General features: G+C 67.6%; 19 protein-coding genes and 1 tRNA gene. 15 read left to right on the top strand and 5 right to left on the bottom strand.

Annotation, left to right across the window (positions count from 1 at the left end):
- The first annotated feature begins 6 nt into the window (after positions 1–6).
- The 6 genes from DQ353_RS00460 to DQ353_RS00485 all read left to right on the top strand — a co-directional run bounded on the left by DQ353_RS00460 (position 7) and on the right by DQ353_RS00485 (position 5665).
- Positions 7–1071 carry a pseudouridine synthase gene (locus DQ353_RS00460; protein WP_113760845.1) on the top strand — a complete coding sequence of 355 codons (1065 nt, stop codon included), beginning with the start codon at positions 7–9 and terminating at the stop codon, positions 1069–1071.
- A gap of 4 nt (positions 1072–1075) precedes the next feature.
- Positions 1076–2179, top strand: a complete 1104-nt coding sequence (locus DQ353_RS00465) for a prephenate dehydrogenase (RefSeq protein WP_113760846.1) — start codon at positions 1076–1078, stop codon at positions 2177–2179.
- A complete protein-coding gene (cmk, locus tag DQ353_RS00470; protein WP_113760847.1) occupies positions 2179–2841 on the top strand; it encodes a (d)CMP kinase in 663 nt (220 codons plus the stop codon). Before DQ353_RS00465 ends, cmk begins: the two co-directional genes overlap by 1 nt.
- Before the next feature lie 150 nt (positions 2842–2991).
- A complete protein-coding gene (gene der, locus DQ353_RS00475) occupies positions 2992–4527 on the top strand; it encodes a ribosome biogenesis GTPase Der (RefSeq protein ID WP_113760848.1) in 1536 nt (511 codons plus the stop codon).
- An 84-nt stretch (positions 4528–4611) separates the two neighbouring features.
- Positions 4612–4685, top strand: a tRNA-Pro gene (locus DQ353_RS00480).
- A gap of 503 nt (positions 4686–5188) precedes the next feature.
- Positions 5189–5665: a DUF6194 family protein gene (locus tag DQ353_RS00485; RefSeq protein WP_113760849.1), complete on the top strand. Its 477-nt coding sequence runs from the start codon at positions 5189–5191 to the stop codon at positions 5663–5665.
- A 328-nt stretch (positions 5666–5993) separates the two neighbouring features.
- Here DQ353_RS00485 and DQ353_RS00490 read toward each other — a convergent pair whose 3' ends face one another.
- Positions 5994–6692 (bottom strand): hypothetical protein, encoded by a 699-nt coding sequence (locus DQ353_RS00490; RefSeq protein ID WP_113760850.1) that lies wholly within the window; start codon positions 6690–6692, stop codon positions 5994–5996.
- A gap of 169 nt (positions 6693–6861) precedes the next feature.
- On the opposite strand from DQ353_RS00490, the gene DQ353_RS00495 reads away from it, so the two are divergent.
- The 4 genes from DQ353_RS00495 to DQ353_RS00510 all read left to right on the top strand — a co-directional run bounded on the left by DQ353_RS00495 (position 6862) and on the right by DQ353_RS00510 (position 9392).
- Positions 6862–7326, top strand: coding sequence for an FHA domain-containing protein (locus tag DQ353_RS00495; RefSeq protein ID WP_113760851.1), 465 nt, complete (start codon positions 6862–6864; stop codon positions 7324–7326).
- Between the two features lie 40 nt (positions 7327–7366).
- Entirely contained in the window at positions 7367–8089 is a 723-nt protein-coding gene (ftsR, locus tag DQ353_RS00500; protein ID WP_245348637.1) for a transcriptional regulator FtsR, read from the top strand.
- A 49-nt stretch (positions 8090–8138) separates the two neighbouring features.
- Positions 8139–8621, top strand: a complete 483-nt coding sequence (locus DQ353_RS00505) for a bifunctional nuclease family protein (protein ID WP_113760853.1) — start codon at positions 8139–8141, stop codon at positions 8619–8621.
- A gap of 189 nt (positions 8622–8810) precedes the next feature.
- Positions 8811–9392, top strand: coding sequence for a MerR family transcriptional regulator (locus tag DQ353_RS00510; protein ID WP_113760854.1), 582 nt, complete (start codon positions 8811–8813; stop codon positions 9390–9392).
- Positions 9393–9619: 227 nt separating this feature from the next.
- Here DQ353_RS00510 and DQ353_RS00515 read toward each other — a convergent pair whose 3' ends face one another.
- Positions 9620–10438, bottom strand: coding sequence for a ParA family protein (locus tag DQ353_RS00515; RefSeq protein WP_113761216.1), 819 nt, complete (start codon positions 10436–10438; stop codon positions 9620–9622).
- Between the two features lie 280 nt (positions 10439–10718).
- Between DQ353_RS00515 and DQ353_RS00520 the strand changes: the two genes are divergently transcribed.
- The 3 genes from DQ353_RS00520 (at position 10719) to DQ353_RS00530 (ending at position 16763) form a co-directional block, all read left to right on the top strand.
- On the top strand, positions 10719–14168 hold the full coding sequence (locus tag DQ353_RS00520) for a pyruvate carboxylase (protein WP_113760855.1): 3450 nt from the start codon (positions 10719–10721) through the stop codon (positions 14166–14168).
- 203 nt (positions 14169–14371) lie between these two features.
- Positions 14372–15340, top strand: a complete 969-nt coding sequence (locus tag DQ353_RS00525; protein ID WP_113760856.1) for a hypothetical protein — start codon at positions 14372–14374, stop codon at positions 15338–15340.
- 7 nt (positions 15341–15347) lie between these two features.
- Positions 15348–16763, top strand: coding sequence for a mycothione reductase (locus DQ353_RS00530; protein WP_113760857.1), 1416 nt, complete (start codon positions 15348–15350; stop codon positions 16761–16763).
- A gap of 98 nt (positions 16764–16861) precedes the next feature.
- Here DQ353_RS00530 and DQ353_RS00535 read toward each other — a convergent pair whose 3' ends face one another.
- From DQ353_RS00535 to DQ353_RS00545, 3 genes are all read right to left on the bottom strand, one after another.
- Positions 16862–18676 carry an AMP-dependent synthetase/ligase gene (locus DQ353_RS00535; RefSeq protein WP_113760858.1) on the bottom strand — a complete coding sequence of 605 codons (1815 nt, stop codon included), beginning with the start codon at positions 18674–18676 and terminating at the stop codon, positions 16862–16864.
- 207 nt (positions 18677–18883) lie between these two features.
- Positions 18884–19384 carry a hypothetical protein gene (locus tag DQ353_RS00540; RefSeq protein WP_113760859.1) on the bottom strand — a complete coding sequence of 167 codons (501 nt, stop codon included), beginning with the start codon at positions 19382–19384 and terminating at the stop codon, positions 18884–18886.
- On the bottom strand, positions 19381–20148 hold the full coding sequence (locus DQ353_RS00545; RefSeq protein ID WP_113760860.1) for an alpha/beta hydrolase: 768 nt from the start codon (positions 20146–20148) through the stop codon (positions 19381–19383). The genes DQ353_RS00540 and DQ353_RS00545 overlap by 4 nt, the downstream gene beginning before the upstream one ends.
- A gap of 225 nt (positions 20149–20373) precedes the next feature.
- Between DQ353_RS00545 and DQ353_RS00550 the strand changes: the two genes are divergently transcribed.
- Both DQ353_RS00550 and DQ353_RS00555 read left to right on the top strand, forming a co-directional pair.
- A complete protein-coding gene (locus DQ353_RS00550) occupies positions 20374–21081 on the top strand; it encodes a lysophospholipid acyltransferase family protein (protein WP_113760861.1) in 708 nt (235 codons plus the stop codon).
- 94 nt (positions 21082–21175) lie between these two features.
- On the top strand, positions 21176–22573 hold the full coding sequence (locus DQ353_RS00555) for a class II 3-deoxy-7-phosphoheptulonate synthase (RefSeq protein WP_113760862.1): 1398 nt from the start codon (positions 21176–21178) through the stop codon (positions 22571–22573).
- The last annotated feature ends 8 nt before the right edge of the window (positions 22574–22581 follow it).

A 22581-nucleotide genomic window follows, 5' to 3' on the forward strand; every position in this document is an offset into this window, starting at 1 on the left:
CAGATCATGACCCAGGGATCCCGCCCAGGCCGCGGCAACCAGCGCCCACAAGGCTCCGGCAACGGCCGCGGCCGTGGAGCAACCGGTGCTGGCCGTTCCGACCAGAATCCACGCTCTTCCACCCCGCGATCCGGCTCGGAGCGCGGCACCGAGTCCTCGGCCGGTTCCTGGTCCAAGGCCCACGGCGGACCCAAGCAGTCCAAGAAGACCGGGGCCCCGGGCAAGAAATACTCCGGCCCCAAGGCCTTCGGCAAGGAACGCTTCGGGAAGAACCTGGGCCCGGTCGACGCCGTGCGCACCAGGCCGACCCAGCGGGCACAGGCCGTCGCCGCAAACTCGGACCTCGAGGGCGTGCGCCTGCAGAAGGTCATGGCCAACGCGGGTGTGGCCTCGCGCCGCGTCTGCGAGGAAATGATCGCCAACGGCCGCGTCGAGGTCAACGGCGTACTCATCACCGAACCCGGCATCCGCATCGACCCCGAGCGCGATGCCGTGCACGTGGACGGCATGCGCCTGCAGCTGAACGCCGACATGAAGTACTTTGTCTTCAACAAGCCGCGCAACGTGGTCTCCACCATGGAGGACCCCGAGGGCCGCAAGTGCATCGCCGACTTCCTGCGCAAGCAGGGCCAGTCGCGCCTCTTCCACGTGGGCCGGCTGGACTACCAGACCGAGGGCCTGCTGTTGCTGACCAACGACGGCGAGGCCGCCAACCGCCTGGCCCACCCGTCCTACGAGGTCCCCAAGACCTACCTGGTGCAGGTCCGCGGAACGCTGCCCTCGGGCATCGGCGCGCAGATGAAGAAGGGCATCAAGCTCGAGGACGGGTGGGCCTCGGTCGACTCCTTCCGGCTGATCGACTCCACCCCCGGGCACGTGCTCGTGGAGGTCATCCTGCACTCCGGGCGCAACCGCATCGTCCGCCGGCTCTTCGACGAGGTCGGCCACCCCGTCACCCGCCTGGTCCGCGTGCAGGTCGGCCCGATCCGCCTGGGCGACCAGAAGCAGGGCACCATCCGCCCGCTGGGCAACCAGGAAGTCGGGCACCTGCTGGCAATGGTGGGGATGTAGCCACATGCCCCCCACGCACCTTGCCGGACCGATCCTGGTCATCGGCACCGGGCTGCTGGGCACCAGCGTCGGGCTGGGGCTGAGCCAGCGCGGACTGAACGTCTGGCTCATCGACCCCTCGCCCAGCGCGCAAACCGTCGCACAGGACATCGGCGCCGGCACCATCCACGTCCCGGGGCGCCCACTGGCCCCCGAGCTCGTGGTGGTTGCCGCGCCGCCGGATGTCACCGCCGCCGTGGTCACCCAGGCGTTGCTGGACTTCCCGATGTCCACCGTGGTGGACATCGCCTCCGTCAAGGGATCGATCCTCGAGGCGGTGCGTGCCGATGCACGCATCACCGACGAGCACCTGGCCCGCTACGTGGGCACCCACCCGATGGCCGGACGCGAACGTTCCGGACCGGCCTCGGCCCGCGGTGAGCTGTTCACCTCGATGCCGTGGGTCATCTGCGCGCACGCGGGATCGCGCGGCGACTCGGTGAAGACCGCCGAGGCGCTGGCCATCGACCTGGGCGCCACGGTCGCGCGCATGAACGCGCAGGACCACGACGCCTCGGTCGCGCTGATCTCGCATTTCCCGCAGGTCGCATCCTCGCTGATCGCCTCGCGGCTGCTGAACGCGCCGGGACACTCGCTGGCCCTGGCCGGCAACGGGTTGCGCGACACCACCCGGATCGCCGCCTCGGACCCGAAGCTGTGGATCCAGATCCTCAGCCACAATGCCGGGGCGCTGGTCCCGATCCTGCGCGGCATGCGCGAGGACCTGGACCGGCTTGTCGCTACGCTCTCGGACCCCACGGCCTCCGGCGCGCTGCTGGACCTCGCCCAGCTGATGGGGGAGGGCAACGCCGGGCAGGCGCGGATCCCGGGCAAGCACGGCGCACCGCCGCAGGCCTTCGCGCTGGTCACCGTCGTGGTGAAGGACAAGCCCGGGCAGGTCGCCAAGCTGCTGGCCGACATCGGGGACGCCGGCATCAACGTCGAGGACCTCCGGGTCGAACACTCCGCCGGCCACCAGGTCGGCCTGGTCGATGTCTCGGTCATCCCGGGACGTCGCGAAGAATTGATCACAGTGCTCAGTGCACTTGGCTGGAAGGTTGCGCAGTAATGCAGAAAATCACGGTGGCCATCGACGGCCCCTCCGGAAGCGGCAAGTCCTCGGTGTCCAAGGAGGCCGCCCGCCGCCTGGGCGCCGCCTACCTGGACACCGGTGCGATGTACCGCGCCGTGACCTGGCATGCGCTGGATGCCGGCACGGACCTGACCGATGCCGCCGCGGTCGCCGCGGCGGTGAAGGCCGCCGACCTGTTCATCTCCACCGATCCCGACGTGGAGAAGGTGACGATCCACGGCACCGACGTGACCGAGGCGATCCGCGAGCCATTCGTCTCCGAGGCCGTCTCGGCCGTCGCGACGAACCTTGAGGCCCGCGCGGAGCTGGTGGCGCGCCAGCGCGCCATCATTGCGGCGCACGGGCGCATCGTGGCCGAGGGACGGGACATCACCACCGTGGTGGCCCCCGACGCGGATGCCCGCATCCTGCTCACCGCCTCCGAGGAGGCGCGCCTGCGCCGCCGCGGACTGCAGCTGGGCGGCACCCAGTCCGCCGCCGAGCTCGAGGCCCAGGTGCTCGCCCGCGACGCCAAGGACTCGACCGTGGTCAACTTCCAGGTCGCCGCCGACGGCGTGGCGACCGTGGATTCCTCGGACCTGGACTTCGAGCAAACGGTTGCGACCGTCCTCGAAGCCATCAAGGCCCAGGCCGCCTAGCTCCACCATTTCGATCCAGCACCAACGGATCGCACCATCCCCGCCCGCGGCAGCGGTGCCCAGGCACCGAAATGCGCTGGCGGGGGACATGCTTGAATTGATACCGGCTTCCGCGTTTGGTGGAGGCACGCAACGCAAAGGAACCACACCATGAGTGAGAGCCTGCTTCCGGACGAGGGCGCCGAGTACGTCCCGTTCAACGAGGACCACATCGCCGACCGCCTGGCCGAGATCAGCGACGAGGACGCCGAGGCACGCGCCACCGCGCTGCTGGCCGGCCTCGACGACTACGAACTGGACCCGGAGGACGCCGAACTGCTGGCGCACCTGGGCGATGACTTCGACGACGACGCCGACGAGGTCATCCCGCCGGTCGTGGCGATCATCGGGCGCCCCAACGTGGGCAAGTCCACGCTGGTCAACCGCATCCTGGGCCGCCGCGAGGCCGTCGTGGAGGACGTCCCGGGCGTGACCCGCGACCGCGTGTCCTACCAGGCCGAGTGGCTGGGCAAGAAGTTCACCATTGTTGACACCGGCGGCTGGGAGCACGACGCCAAGGGCATCCACGCCCGCGTCGCCGAGCAGGCCGAGGTCGCAGCCGACCTGGCCGACGTCATCCTCTTCGTCGTGGACTCGCGCGTTGGCGCGACCGCCACCGACGAGGCAGTGGTGAAGATGCTGCGCCGGAAGAAGAAGCCGGTGCTGCTGGTGGCCAACAAGATCGACGACTTCAACCAGGAATCCGAGGCCGCATTCCTCTGGGGCCTGGGATTCGGCCAGCCCTGGCCGGTTTCGGCCCTGCACGGCCGCGGCGCCGCGGACCTGCTGGACGCCGTGGTGGCCAAGCTTCCCGAGTTCTCCGCCTTCGGCGGCATCATCCCGCGCGGCGGCCCGCGCCGCATCGCGCTGATCGGACGCCCGAACGTGGGAAAGTCCTCGCTGCTGAACAAGATGGCCGGTTCCGAGCGCGTGGTCGTTGACACCCTCGCCGGCACCACCCGCGACCCGGTCGATGAGCTCGTTGAACTCGGTGGCGAGGTCTTCCGCTTCGTGGACACCGCAGGCATCCGCCGCCGCCAGCACATGGCCCAGGGCTCGGACTACTACGCCTCGCTGCGCACCCAGGCCGCCCTGGAAAAGGCCGAGGTCGCCGTCGTGCTCGTTGCCGTGGACGAGGTCCTCTCCGAGCAGGATGTGCGCATCCTGCAGATGACCATCGACTCGGGCCGTGCCCTGGTGCTTGCTTTCAACAAGTGGGACCTGATGGACGACGACCGCCGCCGCTACCTGGAGCGCGAGATCGAAACCGACCTGGCGCACGTGGAGTGGGCACCCCGGGTGAACATCTCGGCGAAGACCGGATGGCACAAGGACAAGCTCGTTCCCGCCCTGCACACGGCACTGGAGTCCTGGGACAAGCGCATCTCCACCGGCAAGCTCAACACCTTCCTGGGCGAGCTTGTGGCAGCGCACCCGCACCCCCTGCGCGGAGGCAAGCAGCCACGTATTCTCTTCGGCACCCAGGTGTCCTCGCGACCACCCCGTTTTGTGCTGTTCACCACAGGTTTCTTGGATCCCGGGTACCGCAGGTTCATTACCCGCAGGCTTCGCGAGACCTTCGGCTTCGAGGGCACGCCCATTGAAGTGGCGATGCGGGTGCGCGAAAAGCGTCAGCGTTCGAAGTAGTCGAAAAAATAGGGTAGGGTAATCACGGAGCTTTTCGCAGACGGCACCTTCACGAGAGTGAGGGAGAACGGCTGCGAAAGCAACCGGGCTATGGCGCAGCTTGGTAGCGCGCCTGACTGGGGGTCAGGAGGCCGTGGGTTCGAATCCCGCTAGCCCGACCGGTTAGAACCCCGGCAGATCAACGAAGTAGCGTTGAACTGCCGGGGTTTTTCCATGTCCCGGGGCACTTTCCGGATTCCATTCGTTGCCGCGGGTCTCTGATTCGCATGCCCGGACTGCCCGCACCCACACAACACCCCAGCCGAGTTCACCCGGGGGGTGAAGGGTTCCGCTCTTGGTGAAGGGCGGCAGCGCACGGAACGGTTTGCCTCGGCCCGCCAAGACCGCCGCAGGGCAGGACCTCGGATTGTGCGGCAATCGTTCGCAGGCTGGCTAGGAGCCCGATGCAGCACCCATCCGTGGCGGCACCGCAGATCGCTCGCACGGCTCGCACTGCCGGACGGCACGGGCAATGGCACCAAGTCCTTGGAAGTCTTGAACCTGTTGAACGAAACAGCGATGGTTGCGGCCAGCCCGCTGGCCGCCTGGGCCTGGGGCGTGGTCCTGGCCCTTCCACCGTGATTGGAACCCTCCGCAGGTGCCTCGGGGCCACACTCCAACCATGACTTTGGAACAAGTTCCCACAGCGGCCGGGAGCTCCGGCGGGGTGCTGGAATTCGCTCCACGGGCGGGCAGCGAACATCCCCCGATTCCCTGGGGCGACCGCTTCGTCTGCTACGCCCCGGATGCGGAAGTCCCGGGCAACAGGCAGCCGTCCGCCACGATCGTCACCAAGAACCACCCGGATGACACCGGCTTGCGCCTCGACGCGCCCGGTCGATGGCACCTGAGCATCCACGTGCGACCGGCGCTGTTCGCGGATCTGATCGGACACGCGCCCGGGTCCTGGCCGGTTGTGCCGGTCGATTTTAGCGAAGCCGACGTGTTCCTCCCGCACCCGCTCCATGGGCACCATGGCTGGGTTGCTGTCGTTGATCCGGGCCCGCGAACCATCCCGCGTGCATTGCCCGCTCTCCGCGAGGCGCACCTCGCCGATCAGCGCCGCGTGGAGCGCCGTCAGGAACCGCCGCGCGGTTGAGCCGGGCTACCCCACCGCGGCCCCAGCGATGTCACGGTGGGCGCGAGCATTGGCGGGGCGGTACTGCGTGCCGGGCCGGTGCGCTGCATCCGCGACCTGCCGTGCATACGGGCCGGCTGCGTCTTTTGGCAGGCAGTGGCGAGCACATCAAAAGGCCGGCGGCTTCTGCGGCAAGGTCGTGCGGGATTTCGCCGCCACCTGGTCAGGTCAGCCTGTGGATGAGACGCCACGAGGGCAGGAAAAGGCGCCCCGCCACATGCGACTCCCTGTCGTCGGCGGGGGAGTGGCCCGGCGGGACGCCCTGGGGTGTTGCTTGGGGCCGTGGTGGCTAACTGGACGCGTTGGAGCCGCCGGGGCTCTCGCCAGGTGCCATTGGGGGAAGCTGGGCGTCGCCCTGGCCCGCTTCGGAGATCGGAGCCGGGCGATCCGGCGTCTTCGGCAACTCGGGGTTCGACGCTGTCGCCTGAGCGGTGCCCCGCGCCTTGATGTCGGATTTCATGGCCTTCATCTTCTTGCCGCGAGAGTGCCACAGTTGCCAGAACGCGGCAATTCCCACGAACAGCACCAAACCGGCAATCGCCCCGCCAATGCTCCACGACGGGAACCAAGTGGCGCTGGTGTCGATCATGGTCCTGGCCTTGGCAGCCGAGCTGGAGGAATTTGCGTAGATGCTCAGGGTCAGCAGGTTCGGTATCGCCACCAGGACGGCCACAAGCACGATCAAGGCTTTCCAGGGCCACGACACTTTCTTGTACCGGGCCTGCCACACAATGAGCAACGGAACGAAGGTGAATACAAAGCCGTAGATAAGACCGAGGAGGATCCCGCTGGTGATCGAGCCCTGCATTTGATTTCCAATTCGGGTGGCCCACCAAACGGGCAGGAATAGGCGCACAACCAAGTAGACAATTGCCAGCAACACCAGCGCTGCGGCACCGAGTCCAATACGGAGGCCCCACCGGGGCTTCGGGTCGGATTTTCGCGTGTCCGTCATCGGGGACGGAGCTTGGTTCTCGGAATCAGCCATAAGTGCATCCTCCCATGCCGAACGCGCAACCGTAGAGAATTACTGCGACGTTATTCTCGAAAACCCATTGGCGGCTAGTAGGCTAATCTGGTGATGGGACGATTGCCCCAATTTGGGGTGGGACAGCGTCTAAAGGGAATTACGAGAAAGAATTTTGGGAGGACCGGAAATGGCTGAAGCTCAGGTGCCTAACCAGCAGCAAGAGACGTCAACCGAAACCACGGGAATTGCCTTGCCGCCGGTGACGCATGAACCTGTCGTTTTCTATGGCCTGAGCCCCGAAGAGCGCGCAGCCGTTTCCGCACTGCCGCACGGTTCCGCGTTGCTGATCGCACACTCCGGACCAAACCAGGGCGCACGCTTCCTCCTGGACCAGGACGTGACACAGGCGGGACGCCACCCGGACGCCGCCGTGTTCCTCGACGACGTCACGGTCTCGCGCAAGCATGCCCAGTTCATTCGCGACGCCGACGGGTTCAGCGTCGTTGACAGCGGTTCGCTGAACGGGACCTACGTCAACAACGACCGGGTCGACTCGGTGCGCTTGGCCAACGGCTCGGAAGTGCAGATCGGCAAGTTCCGTCTGACCTTCTACAACTCGCTGCCCAACAACCCGGCCAACGCCCGCGACTAAGCAGGACAACGTAGTGAATCAGGCAGCCCGAAACCCGCGACTGGCAGTAGTGGCCGGCGACGGCCAACGCGCCGTCGCACTCAATATCGGTGAGGTGCTGTCGGAGCTTCATGATGAATTCCCGCAGGTGACTGCGTCGAAAATCCGCTTTCTCGAGGAAAAGGGTCTGCTGACCCCGCAACGGACCTCGGCGGGGTACCGCAAATACCTGCCCGACGACGTGGGTCGACTGCGCTTCATCCTGGGCCTGCAGCGGGACCAGTACCTGCCGCTGAAGGTCATCAAGGACTACCTGGACGCCGTTGACCGGGGTGAACGCCCCGACCAGCTGCCCGGTGGCCACACGCTGGCTCCGCGCAGCATCAGCGAACAGATGACCCAGGACCTGGTGGCCCGCACCCGGCCGGTGACCAAGGCCGAATTGCAGGGCCTGTGCGGCGCCAGCACCGAATTGGTCGATGACCTGCTGGCCTTTGGCATGATCGTGCCTGAGAACGACCGCTTCGATGAGCACGCTCAAAGGATCGCCGCGGCCTCTGCGGCACTGGCGGCGCACGGCATCGAACCACGCCACTTGCGTGCCTTCCGTGCGGCCGCCGACCGCGAGGTCGGCCTGGTCGAACGGGTCGTGGCGCCGCACATGAGCCGGGGCGATGTGGCATCCCGTGCGCGTGCCGCCGAGACCGCCCGCGAAATCAGCGATGCCTGCATGGCGTTGCACGGTGCGCTCGTCAACGGGGCGATTGCCAAACTGGATCATTAGGTCGGTCACGGCAGCTGCAGCTTGCAGCCGCCCGAGTAAGGAGCGAACCATGCATGAACTTGAAGTTGTGGGAGTTCGCATTGAACTTCCCTCCAACCAGCCGCTTGTCCTGCTCAAGGAAGCCAATACCCAGCGCCATCTGCCGATCTGGATCGGTGCCCCGGAGGCCTCGGCCATTGCGATGTTCCAGCAAGGGATCATCCCGCCCCGGCCGCTGACCCACGACCTGATGATTTCCACCTTGCAGGCGCTCCACGCGCCCCTGGTGCGCGTGGAAATCGTCTCCGTCCTCAACGCGGTGTTCACCGCTGAGTTGGTCTTTGCCGACGACGTCCGCGTCGACGCGCGGTCCTCGGACGCCATCGCGCTGGCGCTGCGCGCGCAATGCCCGATCCTGTGCGACGAGCGGGTACTTGACGAGGCCTCCGTGATGGTTTCCGACGATTCCGAGGTCGCCGAGGGAGAAGAAGACCAGGTGCGGGAATTCCGTGAATTCCTCAACGAGGTCGAGCCCGAAGATTTCGATAAATAGACGACCGTCCGCGACACGCCTCAAGTAAAGCTTGAAGGTCTTTGACGCAGCCCCAATGTAGTCGTACCGTCGAAGCATAAGTTTCCCAAGGTATGCCACGGTCGGTTTTCGGTTTCACTCGCAACGAAGTCGCTCGACGCCCCGGCAGCCCTCCTTCCCTCACGGGGATGCTTGAGCAAGGAGATTCCAATGAATCCCACGGACGACCAACACGCGACGCCCCTGAGGCATGCCGCGTCTCACCACAATACCCAGGGGCTCCTGTTCACCGAGGACCTGCCGGTCCTCGACGAAGACGCCGGGTACAGGGGCCCCATCGTCTGCAAGGCCGCAGGCATCACCTACCGCCAGCTCGACTACTGGGCACGCACCGGTCTGGTGGAACCTGCCGTGCGCGGGGCCAGCGGCTCGGGCACCCAACGCCTTTACGGCTTCCGGGACATCCTGGTCCTCAAGGTGGTCAAGCGTCTCCTGGACACCGGCGTCTCGCTGCAGCAGATCCGGACCGCTGTCGGACACCTGCGCGAGCACGGTGTCGAGGATCTGGCCCAGATCACGTTGATGAGCGACGGTGCCTCCGTGTACGAGTGCACCTCGGCAGATGAAGTCATTGATCTGGTACAGGGCGGCCAGGGAGTGTTCGGGATCGCCGTGGGGCGCGTGTGGCGTGAGGTTGAGGGATCTCTGTCGCAGCTGCCCAGCGAGCGCGCCTCGGACTTCCCGGACGATGAGCTGGCCCAGCGTCGGGCCGCAAAGCGTTCGGCCAGCTAGGACCGAGCACCCGCGAATCCACGAACGCAGGCCGGAAGCCACCGAAGCGTCCCCTTGGGCGCCAACCGGAGGCCGCTGGCCTGCAATCTTTTCACGGTCGATCGGACCGGCCGGAACATGACGACCCGCCAACAAGAAACCGCCCCATGTCCGCCCCGGCACTGCCGGTGGCTCATGGAGCGGTTTTCGTGTTTCGGCGGCTGAACCGGAGGAAAAACCTGCCTGGGCTATGCGCGCCCGGGCTTTGCTGCGGTGTCGGTGATGTTGCGCAGCAACTCGTCAAAGAGTCCCGCGGTCCTCTGGGCCGGCTGTCCCGGCCATTGGTGCACGGAGTACGCAGCTCCCTGGATCTGCTGCCAGTCCGCAAACTCCGGAAGTTCGGGGCTCAACACGGAGGCGCCGAACATGGAACGCATCTCGGTCAACCGGAAGCGGTGCTCGTCCGAATCCTTGCGCACGCGGTTGGCCACCACGTCGATGCGCCCGAGGTCCGGGGCATACTCCTTGCGGAACATTTCCAGGGCACGCTGCGTGCGTTCGGTTCCCGCGACAGAGAACAGCGAAGGCTCCGCAACGAGTAGGATGCGGTCGCTCGCGCTCCACGCCATCCGGGTCAAGCCGTTGAGCGAGGGCGGGCAATCGATGAGGACCAAGGAGTAGCCGGAGGTCTTGCCCAGCAGTTGCGTCAATCGGCGCAGGTCGCGGGCGCGCAGGTCGGGACGGTCGTAGATGCCGGTGTAGGCATCGCCCACGGCCACATCGAGCACAGGAACCCGGGTCAGCGAACGCTTGGAGACGGCCTTGGCCTGCCAGGAGCTGGAGACGATGTTGTCGGACAAACTTGCCTTGCGCGAGGCCTTGAGCATCCGCCCGATGGTCATCTTGCCATCGGCACGCACGCCCAGGCCGGTGCTGGCATCGGCATGGGGGTCCAGATCGATGACGAGTGTGGGGATACCAGCTGCGAGGGCGGCCGAAGCGAGCCCCAATGTAACGGAGGTCTTGCCTACGCCACCTTTAAGGCTGCTAATGCTCACTACCTGCACGGAACGGACCACGCCCTTTTCTACTGTTAGTTGCTCGCGATGTAACGATTGGTTCCCATAACATCATAATCGGGTTCTGCTTCCTTTGCCGCCACGGGTCAAAACGACCGATTGACACCACTGTTTCGTGCCCGGCGCAATCTTTTGCCGCACGTGTGGCCGATCACGGTAGGGTGTGATTTTGGGACGCCAGCACTTAGGCAGACACCCGCTACGAGGCACCGGTTCAGATCCAGAACCGTGTGCGTTTTCACCCCCATTATCATTTCGCAGGAGCGCCATGTTTAAGAAGATCTTGGTAGCCAACCGCGGCGAGATCGCAATTCGCGCCTTCCGTGCCGGCTATGAGCTGGGCGCGAAGACCGTCGCCGTTTACCCGTACGAGGACCGCAACTCGATCCATCGCCAGAAGTCAGACGAGGCGTACCAGATCGGCCAGGAGGGACATCCGGTCCGTGCATACCTGGATGTTGCCGAAGTCATCCGTGTCGCCAAGGAAGCCGGCGCGGACGCTATTTACCCCGGTTACGGGTTCCTGGCCGAAAACCCCGACCTCTCGCGCGCAGCGGCGGAAGCGGGCATCAAGTTCATTGGCCCGGCGGCCGAGATCCTTGAATTGGCGGGAAACAAGGTGGAGGCCTTGCGGGCCGCCCGTGCAGCGGGCATCCCCGTACTGAAATCCTCGGAGCCCAGCTCCGACGTCGAGTACCTCACCGCAGAAGCGGACAAGATCGGTTTCCCGGTCTTCGTCAAGGCAGTGGCAGGCGGAGGCGGCCGCGGCATGCGCCGCGTAGACACCCGCGACCAACTCGCCGAATCGCTCTCCGCAGCGATGCGCGAAGCCGCAAGCGCCTTTGGCGATGACACGATGTTCGTCGAGCAGGCCGTGCTGCGTCCGCGCCACATCGAGGTGCAGATCCTCGCCGATGAGCACGGAAACGTCGTGCATCTCTTTGAGCGGGACTGCTCGTTGCAGCGCCGCCACCAGAAGGTCATCGAGATCGCCCCGGCGCCGAATCTGGACGAGGGCATCCGCCAGGCGCTCTACAAGGACGCGGTCAAGTTCGCCAAGGCACTGAACTACCAGAACGCCGGCACCGTGGAGTTCCTTGTGGACACGGAAGGCGAGCGCGCCGGACAGCACGTGTTCATCGAGATGAACCCGCGCATCCAGGTCGAGCACACGGTCACCGAGGAAATCACCGATGTCGACCTGGTGCAGGCGCAGATGCGCATTGCCGCCGGTGCGACCCTTGAAGACCTGGGCATCCGCCAGGACGAGTTGAAGATCCGCGGCGTCGCCATGCAGTCGCGCATCACCACCGAGGACCCGGCCAACGGGTTCCGCCCGGACGTCGGCACCATCACGGTGTACCGCTCGGCCGGCGGCTCCGGGGTGCGCCTGGACGGCGGCACCATCTACACCGGTGCCGAGGTCTCCCCGCACTTCGACTCGATGCTGGTCAAGCTCACCTGCCGCGGTCGCGATTTCGCCACGGCCGCGGCCCGCCTGCGGCGCGCGTTGGCCGAGTTCCGTGTCCGCGGGGTCACCACCAACATCCCGTTCCTGCAGAACGTGCTCGACGACCCGGCATTCCTGGCCGGGGAGGTCGCCACGGACTTCATCGACAAGCACCCCGAGCTGCTGGCCGGGCGGAAGTCCCAAGACCGCGGCACCAAGGCGCTGTCGTTCCTGGCCGAGGTCACCGTCAACCAGCCCAACGGGGAACGCGTCGAAGGCATCGACCCGCGCAAGAAGCTGCCCTCCTTCCCGGGGGACAAGGCCTCGGAGCCGGAGCGCAGCCCGTTTGACGGTCCCTCGGACCAGGCCCCGGCCGACGGCTGGCGCCAGCGCCTGCTGGAACTCGGTCCGGAAGGCTTCGCCAAGGCACTGCGCGCGGAGACCGCGGTGGCGGTCACCGACACCACCTTCCGCGACGCCCACCAGTCGCTGCTCGCCACCCGGGTACGCACCCGCGACCTGCTGGCCGCGGCCCCGGCCTACGCACACGTGCTCCCGCAGCTGTTCTCCATGGAGGTCTGGGGCGGGGCGACGTACGACGTGTCGCTGCGCTTCCTGGGCGAGGACCCGTGGAAGCGCCTGGCGTTGCTGCGCGCCGAGCTGCCGAACATCCCGCTGCAGATGCTGCTGCGCGGACGCAACACCGTGGGCTACACCCCGTACCCGACCGAGGTCACCGACGCATTCGTGAAGGAAGCAGCCGCCACCGGCATCGACATCTTCCGCATCTTCGATGCGCTGAACGACGTCTCGCAGATGGCCCCGGCAATCAAGGCGGTCCGCGCCACCGGCACCGCGGTCGCCGAGGTGGCCCTGTGCTACACCGGCAACCTGCTGGACCCGAACGAGGACCTGTACACCCTCGACTACTACCTGAACCTGGCCCAGGAAATCGTTGATGCAGGCGCCCACATCCTTGCCATCAAGGACATGGCCGGGCTGCTGCGCCCCGCCGCCGCCGCCAAGCTGGTCACCGCGCTGCGCGAGCGCTTTGACCTGCCGGTGCACCTGCACACCCACGACACCGCCGGTGGCCAGATGGCCACGCTCATGGCGGCCATCAACGCAGGTGTCGACGCGGTGGACGTTGCCGCGGCATCGATGGCCGGGACCACCTCCCAGCCCTCCAGCTCTGCGTTGATCGCCGCGCTGGAGAACACCGAGCGCGACACCGGCATCTCCCTGGAGGCCGCGGCCTCCCTGGAACCGTACTGGGAATCGGTGCGTTCGATGTATGCGCCGTTCGAGTCCGGGCTTGCCGCTCCGACGGGACGGGTCTACCGCCACGAGATCCCCGGGGGCCAGCTGTCGAACCTGCGCCAGCAGGCCATCGCGCTGGGCCTGGGCGAGCGCTTCGAGGCCATCGAGGACATGTACACCGCGGCCAACCGCATCCTGGGCCGCCTGGTGAAGGTCACCCCGTCCTCGAAGGTGGTCGGCGACCTCGCCCTCCAGTTGGTGGGCATGGGCGTGGACCCCGACGAGTTCGCAAAGGACCCGAAGTCCTTCGACATCCCGGACTCCGTCATCCAGTTCCTCTCCGGCGAGCTCGGCAACCCCCCGGGCGGCTGGCCCGAGCCGTTCCGTTCCAAGGCCCTCGAGGGCCGCGTCGTGCGCCCGCACGTCGAGGAGCTCTCGGCCGAGGACTCGGCCGCGCTGAACAAGGATTCGGACACCCGCCGCGCCACGCTCAACCGCCTGCTCTTCGCCGGCCCGACCCGCGACTACGAGGCGACCGTCGAAAACTACGGCGACGTCTCCACGCTGCACACCCGCGACTACCTCTACGGGCTGGTCAAGGGCCGCGAACACGTGGTTTCGCTGGGCAAGGGCGTGCGCCTGCTGGTGATCCTGCAGTCGATCTCCGAGTCCGACGAGAAGGGCATGCGCACCGTCACGGTGCTGCTCAACGGCCAGCCGCGCCAGCTGCTGGTGCGCGACAACTCGGTGGAGTCCACCGTGGTCGTCGCCGAGAAGGCCGATGCGGCGAACCCGAACCACGTTGCCGCGCCGTTCGCCGGTGCGGTGACCCCGCAGGTCGCCGTGGGCGACCGGATCGAGGTCGGCGGCACGGTCGCCACCATCGAGGCCATGAAGATGGAAGCCGGAATCACCTCCACGGTGGCCGGCACCGTGGCCCGCCTGGCGATCTCGGGCACCTCCCAGGTCCAGGGCGGGGACCTGCTGTTGGTCATCGAGACGGCCTAGCTGCCGCTCGCCGGCCCGCACCAGCGGGCCGGCAGGGCATCTGATGCGCACGGGGATGGACCCGCCGCACCCCGACACCGGGGGTGCGGCGAGGTCCATCCCCGTTCGCGTGTTATGGTGCGAACTGCCAGTGGATGCACCAGGGGCAGGAAACATGTGGCGGCAAACCGAGCCAGGGGAGCCGCTGGTAAGGAGTGGGCCCGATGGCCGGCAAGCGGACAGGTCTCATTGCACGATGGCTCGCGCGGCGGGCCGGGCGGGTTGCCCCGGAGGCCGGACCCGTGGCCGCCGATGCGGATGTGCCCGCGCACGACGCTGCTGCCACCACGCATGCGCGCCCCATGGCGCCATCTCCGGTCGTGGAGCCGGGCCCCCGGGCCCCGGTCGGCGTCGCAACGGACCCCGACGCGGCGTCATCCGCCGAAGGCACCACCGATATCCCGGCTCCGGCCCCCACCAGCCAGGCCCCGGTCGACGAACCTGCGGGCGAAGAACCAACGGCCGCCGCGCCCGCGCCCGACGGGCCCTTCGACGTTGCGCCAACAAACGCGGGATCCACGCCGCCCGCCGTCGCCCCCGAACCGGAGGCGGAATCCGAAGAACGACCGGAGGATGAAACCGCTGCCGGCGACGGCACCGCCCCGGAGGCAGGCAAGCCCCGGGACCAGGCTTCGGCGCCGCGGGTCGATCCGGGGCCCGCCTCCCGCGACCACAAGGTCATCACGCTGGTCTCCCTGGTCGCGCACTCCGGTGCCAAGACCGTGGGCGCAGCACTGGAAGGCAGGGCCCGGGCCAAGGGCTGGCAGATCCGGGCCACGGGCCCCGGGCTCACCCGTGCCGCGTTCTGCGGGATGCTCACCGACACCGATGCGCTGGTGCTCGTGGCCCCGGCAGACCCGGAAGCCACCGCTGCCCTGGGCGGGAAACTGCGCTGGCTCGAAGCCAACAACCGGCCCCAGCTGCCCGGACGCACCGTCTTCGTCGTGAACCTCGGTTCGGCCGACGGTTCGGCACTCCAACTTCCCGCCGACCTGTCCAGGCCCCTGGTGCTGCTGCCCTTCGACGCGGCGTTGAGCCTGCCAGGCACCTCGGGCCGCGCACCACGGCGGGCCGCACGGCACGCCGTGGACCAGCTGGTCGACGAACTATCCACCATCCTTCAGGAGCACTAGACACCCCATGGCACATTACGACCTTGCAATCATCGGATCGGGATCCGGAAACTCGCTGATCACCGAATACTGGGACGACAAGAAAGTGGCGATCATCGACGCCGGCATCTTCGGCGGAACCTGCCTGAACGTCGGCTGCATCCCCACCAAGATGTTCGTCTACCCTGCCCAGCTCGCAGCGTCCGTCGCCGAGGCGGAGGCCCTGGGCATCTCGATGACGTTCGAGAAGGCCAACTGGGAGGCCATGCGGGAGCGGATCTTCGGGCGCATTGATGCGATCTCCGAGGCCGGGAAGAACTACCGCGCCCACGAGCTGGAGAACGTCACGCTGTACACCGAGCACGTCAGCTTCGTCTCTCCGAATGAGCTGCGCACCGAAGGCGGCCAAGCCATCACCGCCGAGAAGATCGTGATCGCCACCGGCTCACGCGCAGTGCTGCCGCAGGTCGAGGGCATCGACCTGCCCGGGGTGCACACCTCGGACACCATCATGCGCATCGAGGCGCTGCCCAAGCGCCTGGTGATCCTGGGCGGCGGCTACATCGCCAGCGAATTCGCGGCAGTCTTCTCCGCGCTGGGCAGCGATGTCGTCCAGGTCAACCGGTCCAGCGCACTGATGCGACAGCAGGATGCCGACATCTCGGCGGCCTTCACCACTGCCGCGGCAAAACGTTGGGGAGTCGAGCTGGATGCGGTGCTGCGCGGCATCGAAAAGCAGGGGACCACCCTGCACCTGCAATTCGAACGAGACGGCGAACCGCTCCACCTGGAGGCCGACACCGTGCTGGTGGCCACCGGGCGCACGCCCAACACCGACGCCCTGGGCGCGGGGGCCCTCGGGTTCGACAGGCGCGCGGACGGCTCCCTGCTGGTCGATGGGTACCAGCGCATCCTGGCTTCCGGGAAACCGGTGCCAGGGCTCTTCGGGATCGGGGACGCGGCAAACCCCGAGCAGCTCAAGCACGTGGCCAACCGCGAGGCGCGCGTGGTGATCCACAACCTGGAAAACCCCGATGCGATGCGGAGAATGGACCGCCGCTTCGTGCCGGCAGCGGTGTTCAGCAACCCGCAGATCGCCTACGTCGGCGCCACCGAGGCCCAGGCGCGGGCCGAATACGGCGCCGATGCGGTGCTCTCGGTCATCCAGCCCTACGGGTCAACCGCCTACGGCTGGGCCATGGAGGATTCCGAGGGCATCGTGAAGCTGCTGGCCCACAAGGAGACCGGCCTGCTGCTCGGCGCGCACATCATGGGGCACGAGGCCTCGCTGCTGATCCAGCCGCTGATTCAGGCCATGGCGACCGGGCTGGACGTGGCCACCATGGCTCGCGGGCAGTTCTGGATCCACCCGGCTCTGAGCGAGGTCGTGGAAAACGCGCTACTGGGCCTGGGCGTCCCGGCGCGGGCATCGGACCCGCTCTAGAAAGCGGGGGCCCGGGCCGGTGAACGCGAAGGCGCCGTGGGGTGGACACCGGCAGGTGTCCGCCCCACGGCGCCTTGTTGTTGCTGCCGGCGAAGGTGCTAGGCGCGCGGCCTGGCGGCCGAGTAGATCTCCTCGAGCACCGAGTCGTAGTCCTTGAGCACCTGGGCGCGCTTGATCTTCATCGACGGGGTCAGGTGCCCCGATTCCTCGGTGAAGTCAGTGGGCACGATGCGGAACTCCTTGATCGCCTCGGCCCGCGAGACCGCGGTGTTGGCCTTCTCCACCAGCGCGGCGATGGCATCGCGGACCTGCGGCAGTTCCGCGGCCTGCGCGACGGTGGTGCCGGCGGGCAGCTGGTGGCGTTCCAGCCAGCCCGGAAGCGCCTCCGCGTCCAGGGTGATGAGCGCGGCGATGAACGGGCGGGCATCGCCGACCACCACGCACTGGGAGACCAGTGCGTCGGCGCGGATCTGGTCCTCGAGCTGTGCGGGGATCACGTTCTTGCCGCTGGCGGTGACGATGATTTCCTTCTTGCGCCCGGTGATCTTCAGGAATCCGTCGGCATCCAGCTCGCCGATGTCCCCGGTGCGGAACCAGCCGTCGACGAAGGTCTCGTCGGTCAAATCCGGGCGGTTGTGGTAGCCGCGCATCACGCAGAAGCCCTTGGCCAGGATCTCCCCGTCCGCGGCGATCCTCACGCCGTTGCCCGGCAGTGGGCGCCCCACGGTGCCGATCTTCAGCTGGCTGGGGGTGTTCACGGTGATCGGTGCGGTGGTCTCGGTCAGGCCGTATCCCTCCAGCACCGTCAGGCCGATCCCGTGGAAGAAGTGCCCCAGGCGCTCGCCCAGCGGGGCTCCGCCGGAGACGGCGTGCACGACCTTCCCGCCCATCGCGGCGCGGATCTTGGAGTAGAGCAGCACGTCGAAGAGCTTGTGCTTGAGCTTGAGTCCCAGCGGGACCTTGCCGTCCTGCTCGGCACGGGAGAAGGCGATGGCGGTGTCGGCGCCGGCATGGAAGATCTTGCCCTTGCCCCCGTCCTCGGCCTTGAGCATCGAGGAGTTGTAGACCTTCTCGAACACGCGCGGCACGGCCAGAATGAAGTTCGGCTGGAACGACTGCAGGTCGCCCATGAGGTTCTTCACATCCGGGGTGTGGGCGACGCGCACGCCGGCGGCCACGGAAAGCACCGAGATGTAGCGGGCGAAGACGTGGGCCAGCGGCAGGAACATGATGGTGGCGGCGCCCGGGTAGACGCATTCGGGCAGCGCGGCGGCGGCATTGTCGCTCAGTTCCACGAAGTTCGAGTGGGTCAGCTCGCAGCCCTTGGGCCGCCCGGTGGTCCCGGAGGTGTAGATGATGGTGGCCAGCGAATCCAGGCCGGCTGAACTCCGGCGTTGCTCGAGCACCGCATCGTCCACGTCCTTGCCCGCCGCGCGCAGCGCGTCCAGCCCGTTGCCGTCGATCTGCCAGACGTGCTTCAGCTCGTCGAGCCCTTCCTGGTGGGCCGCCTGGCGCACGACGTTCTCGTGGTGCGGGGCCTCGACGACGGCGGCAACCGTGTGCGAGTCGCCCAGGATCCAGGCGACCTGGCCGGGGGAGGAGGTCTCGTAGACCGGGACCGTGACGCAGCCGGCGAACCAGATGGCAAAGTCGACCAGCGTCCATTCGTAGCGGGTGCGGGCCATCAGCCCGATGCTGGCCCCCTGCTCGATGCCGGAGGCGATGAAGCCCTTGGCCAGGGCCGCGGCGTCGGCGGCGAATTCGGAGGCGGGGATGTCGATCCAGGTGCCGTTCGGGCCGGGCTTGGCCAGCAGCGCCGGGTCGGCCGCGGAGCGGGCGTGGCGCAGGAGCAGGTCGGTGATGTTGGTCTGCGGAGTGTTCTCCACCAGCGGAGGGACTACTAGTTCCTGCATTTTGCGCTCCTTCGGTTCCGGGGCGGGGCAGTGCGAGCCAGCCAACCCCCCATCGATCCCCTCACCACCCATCTTAGTGGTTCGGGTCACATTGTTTACTCACTAGTAACTTACGGGTTTTTGCCCGGCTTCGCAACAAACCCGCCGCGAGGCCCATGGATGCCCGCGCCGGTGCGGGAACCGTCGCGGGGTCCGGGGAAGCCTGCGCTAGACGCGCGCCCCGTCGTCGTCGTCCTGGCGGTGCCGCGGCAACCTGGCGAAGAGGAACACCGCGGCGGCAACGGCGACGACCACCAGCCCGATCCACAGCGGCATCGGCGCCCGGCGCCAGAAAATGGCCAGCAGCAACAACGCCATCGGGGCCCCCGCGGCGCAGATCCAGGCCAGGTTCACCAGCGGGTTGCCCGATCCCAGCGCCGGGGGAACCTCGGGGACGAATGCGCCCTCGTCATCGTCATCGGACGTCTCGTAGTCCCGCGGCCCGGTGAGGGCCGGGTGCATCCGGAACAGTTGCGGGTCCACACCCCGCGGGGTGTCGGCTCCGGGCAGCGCGGGCCCGGCGGCCCCGGGCCCGGGCGAGCCGCCCGGGGGCGCATCGGTGGCATCCGGGGCCGTGGCGCGGTCCGCCTCCAAGCGGCGGACCAGGTCCTCCCAGACTGCGTCATCGGAATCGCCGGATTCGGCCGGCTCGTGAAACGGGTTGGTCATGGCCTGCTGGTGTCCACTTCCTGAAAGAACTCGATGGAGCGGGCGAAAATCTCTTCCGCCTCATAGTCAAGCGTGGCCACGTGGTAGCTGCGCGTCAACCGTTTCACCTCAAGGTGGACACCGTCCTTGAGTCCGGCGCGCAGCACCGCGAGGCTGGAATCGGGCACCACGTGGTCGGTGTCCGAGCGGAACACGACCACCGGCGCGGTGATGGACCCCAGCCGCGCGGCGGTGTCCTTGAAAAGCTTGCGCAGCTCGTGCACCCCGGCCACCGGGGTGCGGTCGTAGGCGTGCTCATTGCCGCCGGGCTTGGCGATGTCGTTGGCGATGGCCGCGACGCTTGGCACCACGAAGCGCAACGCCCCGGTGAACGGGGCCAGCGGGGAGGCGATGGTCAGCCCCGGGTTCACCAGGGCAAGACCGGCCACCGCGTGGGTCGAGGCCAGGTTCAGCGCCAGCGCACCTCCCATCGACAGGCCCGCAACGAAGACCCGCGAATGCGTGGCGGCCAGCGCCGCGTACCCCTGGTGCACCGCGTCGAGGATCTGCGTGTACTTCGTGCCGGCCAGATCCTGCCAGCTGGTCCCGTGCCCGGGCAGCAGCGGCACCTCCACGGTGTAGCCGGCCCCGGCCAGGGCCCGGGCCCACGGCAGCAGCCCGGCGGGCCCGGCCGTGAACCCGTGCAGCACCAACACCGCCTCACCGTTCGACCCGTCGTGGTGGAACGGTGCATTGGGGCCGGCAGACCCTGGTGTCTCTGGCATCTGGTGCGTGCTCCTGGGTGGGAATCGGAGGTTCGCCGCGGAGCTGCACCCGGTGCGTGCGTCGTGCCGAGTGTGACCGATGGCGTTGTTTTGCCTACAGTTAGAGCCTAACTGAGAACCCGGCATTCCCCGCCAGGTCCGCTGGCCCTGGGCGCGCGGGCTCCGGAGGGAACACCGCGCACCCACCCGCACCCCCGCACCTCGGCCCGGAAGGCACCCACGGAAATGTTCTACCAATTCATGAAGAGGTTCATCGTCGGGCCGCTGGTGAACGTGATTTTCCGCCCCTGGGTCAAGGGGCTGGAGAACATCCCGGCCGAGGGAGGCGCGATCCTGGCCAGCAACCACCTCTCGGTATCGGACTCGATCTTCCTGCCCGTGGCCGTGGACCGCACGGTGATCTTCCTGGCGAAGATGGACTATTTCACCGGCAAGGGACCCAAGGGCCGGATCACCGCCTGGTTCTTCCGCATGATCAACCAGATCCCGATGGACCGCTCTGGCGGGGCCGCCAGCGCGAACTCGCTGGGTGCCGGAGCCCAGGCGCTTCTCGACGGATCCCTGCTGGGCATCTACCCCGAGGGCACCCGCAGCCCCGACGGCCGGCTCTACCGCGGCAAGCTGGGGGTCGCGAAGCTGGCACTGGAGGCCGGGGTCCCGGTGATCCCGATCGCGATGATCGGCACCGACAAGGTCCAGCCCATCGGCAAGCGGGTGCCGACCATCCGCCGCGTGGGCATGATCATCGGCGAGCCGCTGGACTTCTCGCGCTACGCCGGGATGAGCGAGGACCGCTTCGTGCAGCGCTCGGTGGTGGACGAGATCATGTACGCGATCATGCGCCTGTCCGGGCAGGAATACGTGGACACCTACGCGGCCACGGTGAAGGCCAAGCTGGATGCAGAGCGCCGCGGGAATGGCAAGAAGAAGTAGCGGCTGTTGCCGGTGCGCGGCACTGTGAACGCTCCGAGTCGGACGGTTACGCGCAAAATGCCCGCCGGGCCCCGGGGCGGTTTACCCTAGAGGGGTGACTCAGCTATCTTCGACTTCCTCATTGCCCGGACAATCCCCGGCCGGCCCCGCAGCCGACCCCGCACTGGACATCTGGCGCACCCTGCCCATCGCCCAGCAGCCGACGTGGAGCGAGAGCCCGCACTATGCCGAGTCCGTCCGCGAACTCGGTTCCCGCCCGCCGCTGGTCTTTGCCGGCGAGGTGGACATCCTGCGCGATCGCCTGGCTGCCGCGGCCCAGGGCAAGGCCTTCCTGCTCCAGGGCGGCGATTGCGCCGAGACCTTCGACGGCGCCACCGCCGACAAGATCTCCGCCCGCGTGAAGACCATCTTGCAGATGGCCGTCGTGCTGACCTACGGCGCCTCGATGCCGGTCATCAAGATGGGACGCATGGCGGGCCAGTTCGCCAAGCCTCGATCCTCCAACGACGAGACCCGCGACGGGGTCACGCTGCCGGCCTTCCGCGGCGACATCGTCAACGGCTATGAATTCACCCCCGAATCCCGCGCGCACGACCCGCGCCGCATGGTCGAGGCCTACAACACCTCCTCCGCCACGCTGAACTTGATTCGCGCCTTCACGCAGGGCGGCTTCGCGGACCTGCGCTCGGTGCACTCCTGGAACGCCGGCTTCATGGCGAACCCGGCGCACACCGCCTATGAGCAGCTCGCCGGGGAGATCGACCGCGCGGTGAAGTTCATGGACGCCTGCGGCGCCGATTTCGAGGCCCTGAAGCGCACCGAGTTCTTCGCCTCCCACGAGGCCCTGCTGCTGGACTACGAGCGCGCGCTGACCCGCACCGACTCCCGCACCTCCCAGCCCTACGACACCAGTGGCCACTTCCTGTGGATCGGTGAGCGCACCCGCCAGCTGGACGGCGCGCACGTCGACTTCCTCTCCCGGGTGCGCAACCCGATCGGCGTCAAGCTCGGCCCGACCACCACCCCCGAGGACGCGCTGGCGCTCATCGAGAAGCTGGACCCGAACCGCGAGCCGGGCCGCCTGACCTTCATCACCCGCATGGGTGCGGCCAACATCCGTGAGAAGCTGCCGAACCTGGTCGAGAAGGTCACCGCCTCCGGCGCCCAGGTCCTGTGGGTCACCGACCCGATGCACGGGAACACCGTCACGTCGGAAAACGGCTACAAGACCCGCCGCTTCGACGACGTCATGGACGAGGTCCGCGGCTTCTTCGAGGTCCACGATTCGCTGGGCACCTTCCCGGGCGGCCTGCACGTGGAGATGACCGGCGACGACGTGGCCGAGTGCCTCGGCGGCGCCGACCCGATCCGCCAGGAGCAGTTCGACGACCTCTACGAGTCGGTCTGCGACCCGCGCCTGAACCACAAGCAGTCCCTGGAAATGGCCTTCCTGGTCTCCGGTGCGCTGGCCAAGCGCGGTCGGCGCGGCTAACGCCACCT

Origin of the sequence: Arthrobacter sp. AQ5-05, assembly GCF_003287975.1 — a bacterium.
GTDB lineage: Bacteria > Actinomycetota > Actinomycetes > Actinomycetales > Micrococcaceae > Paeniglutamicibacter.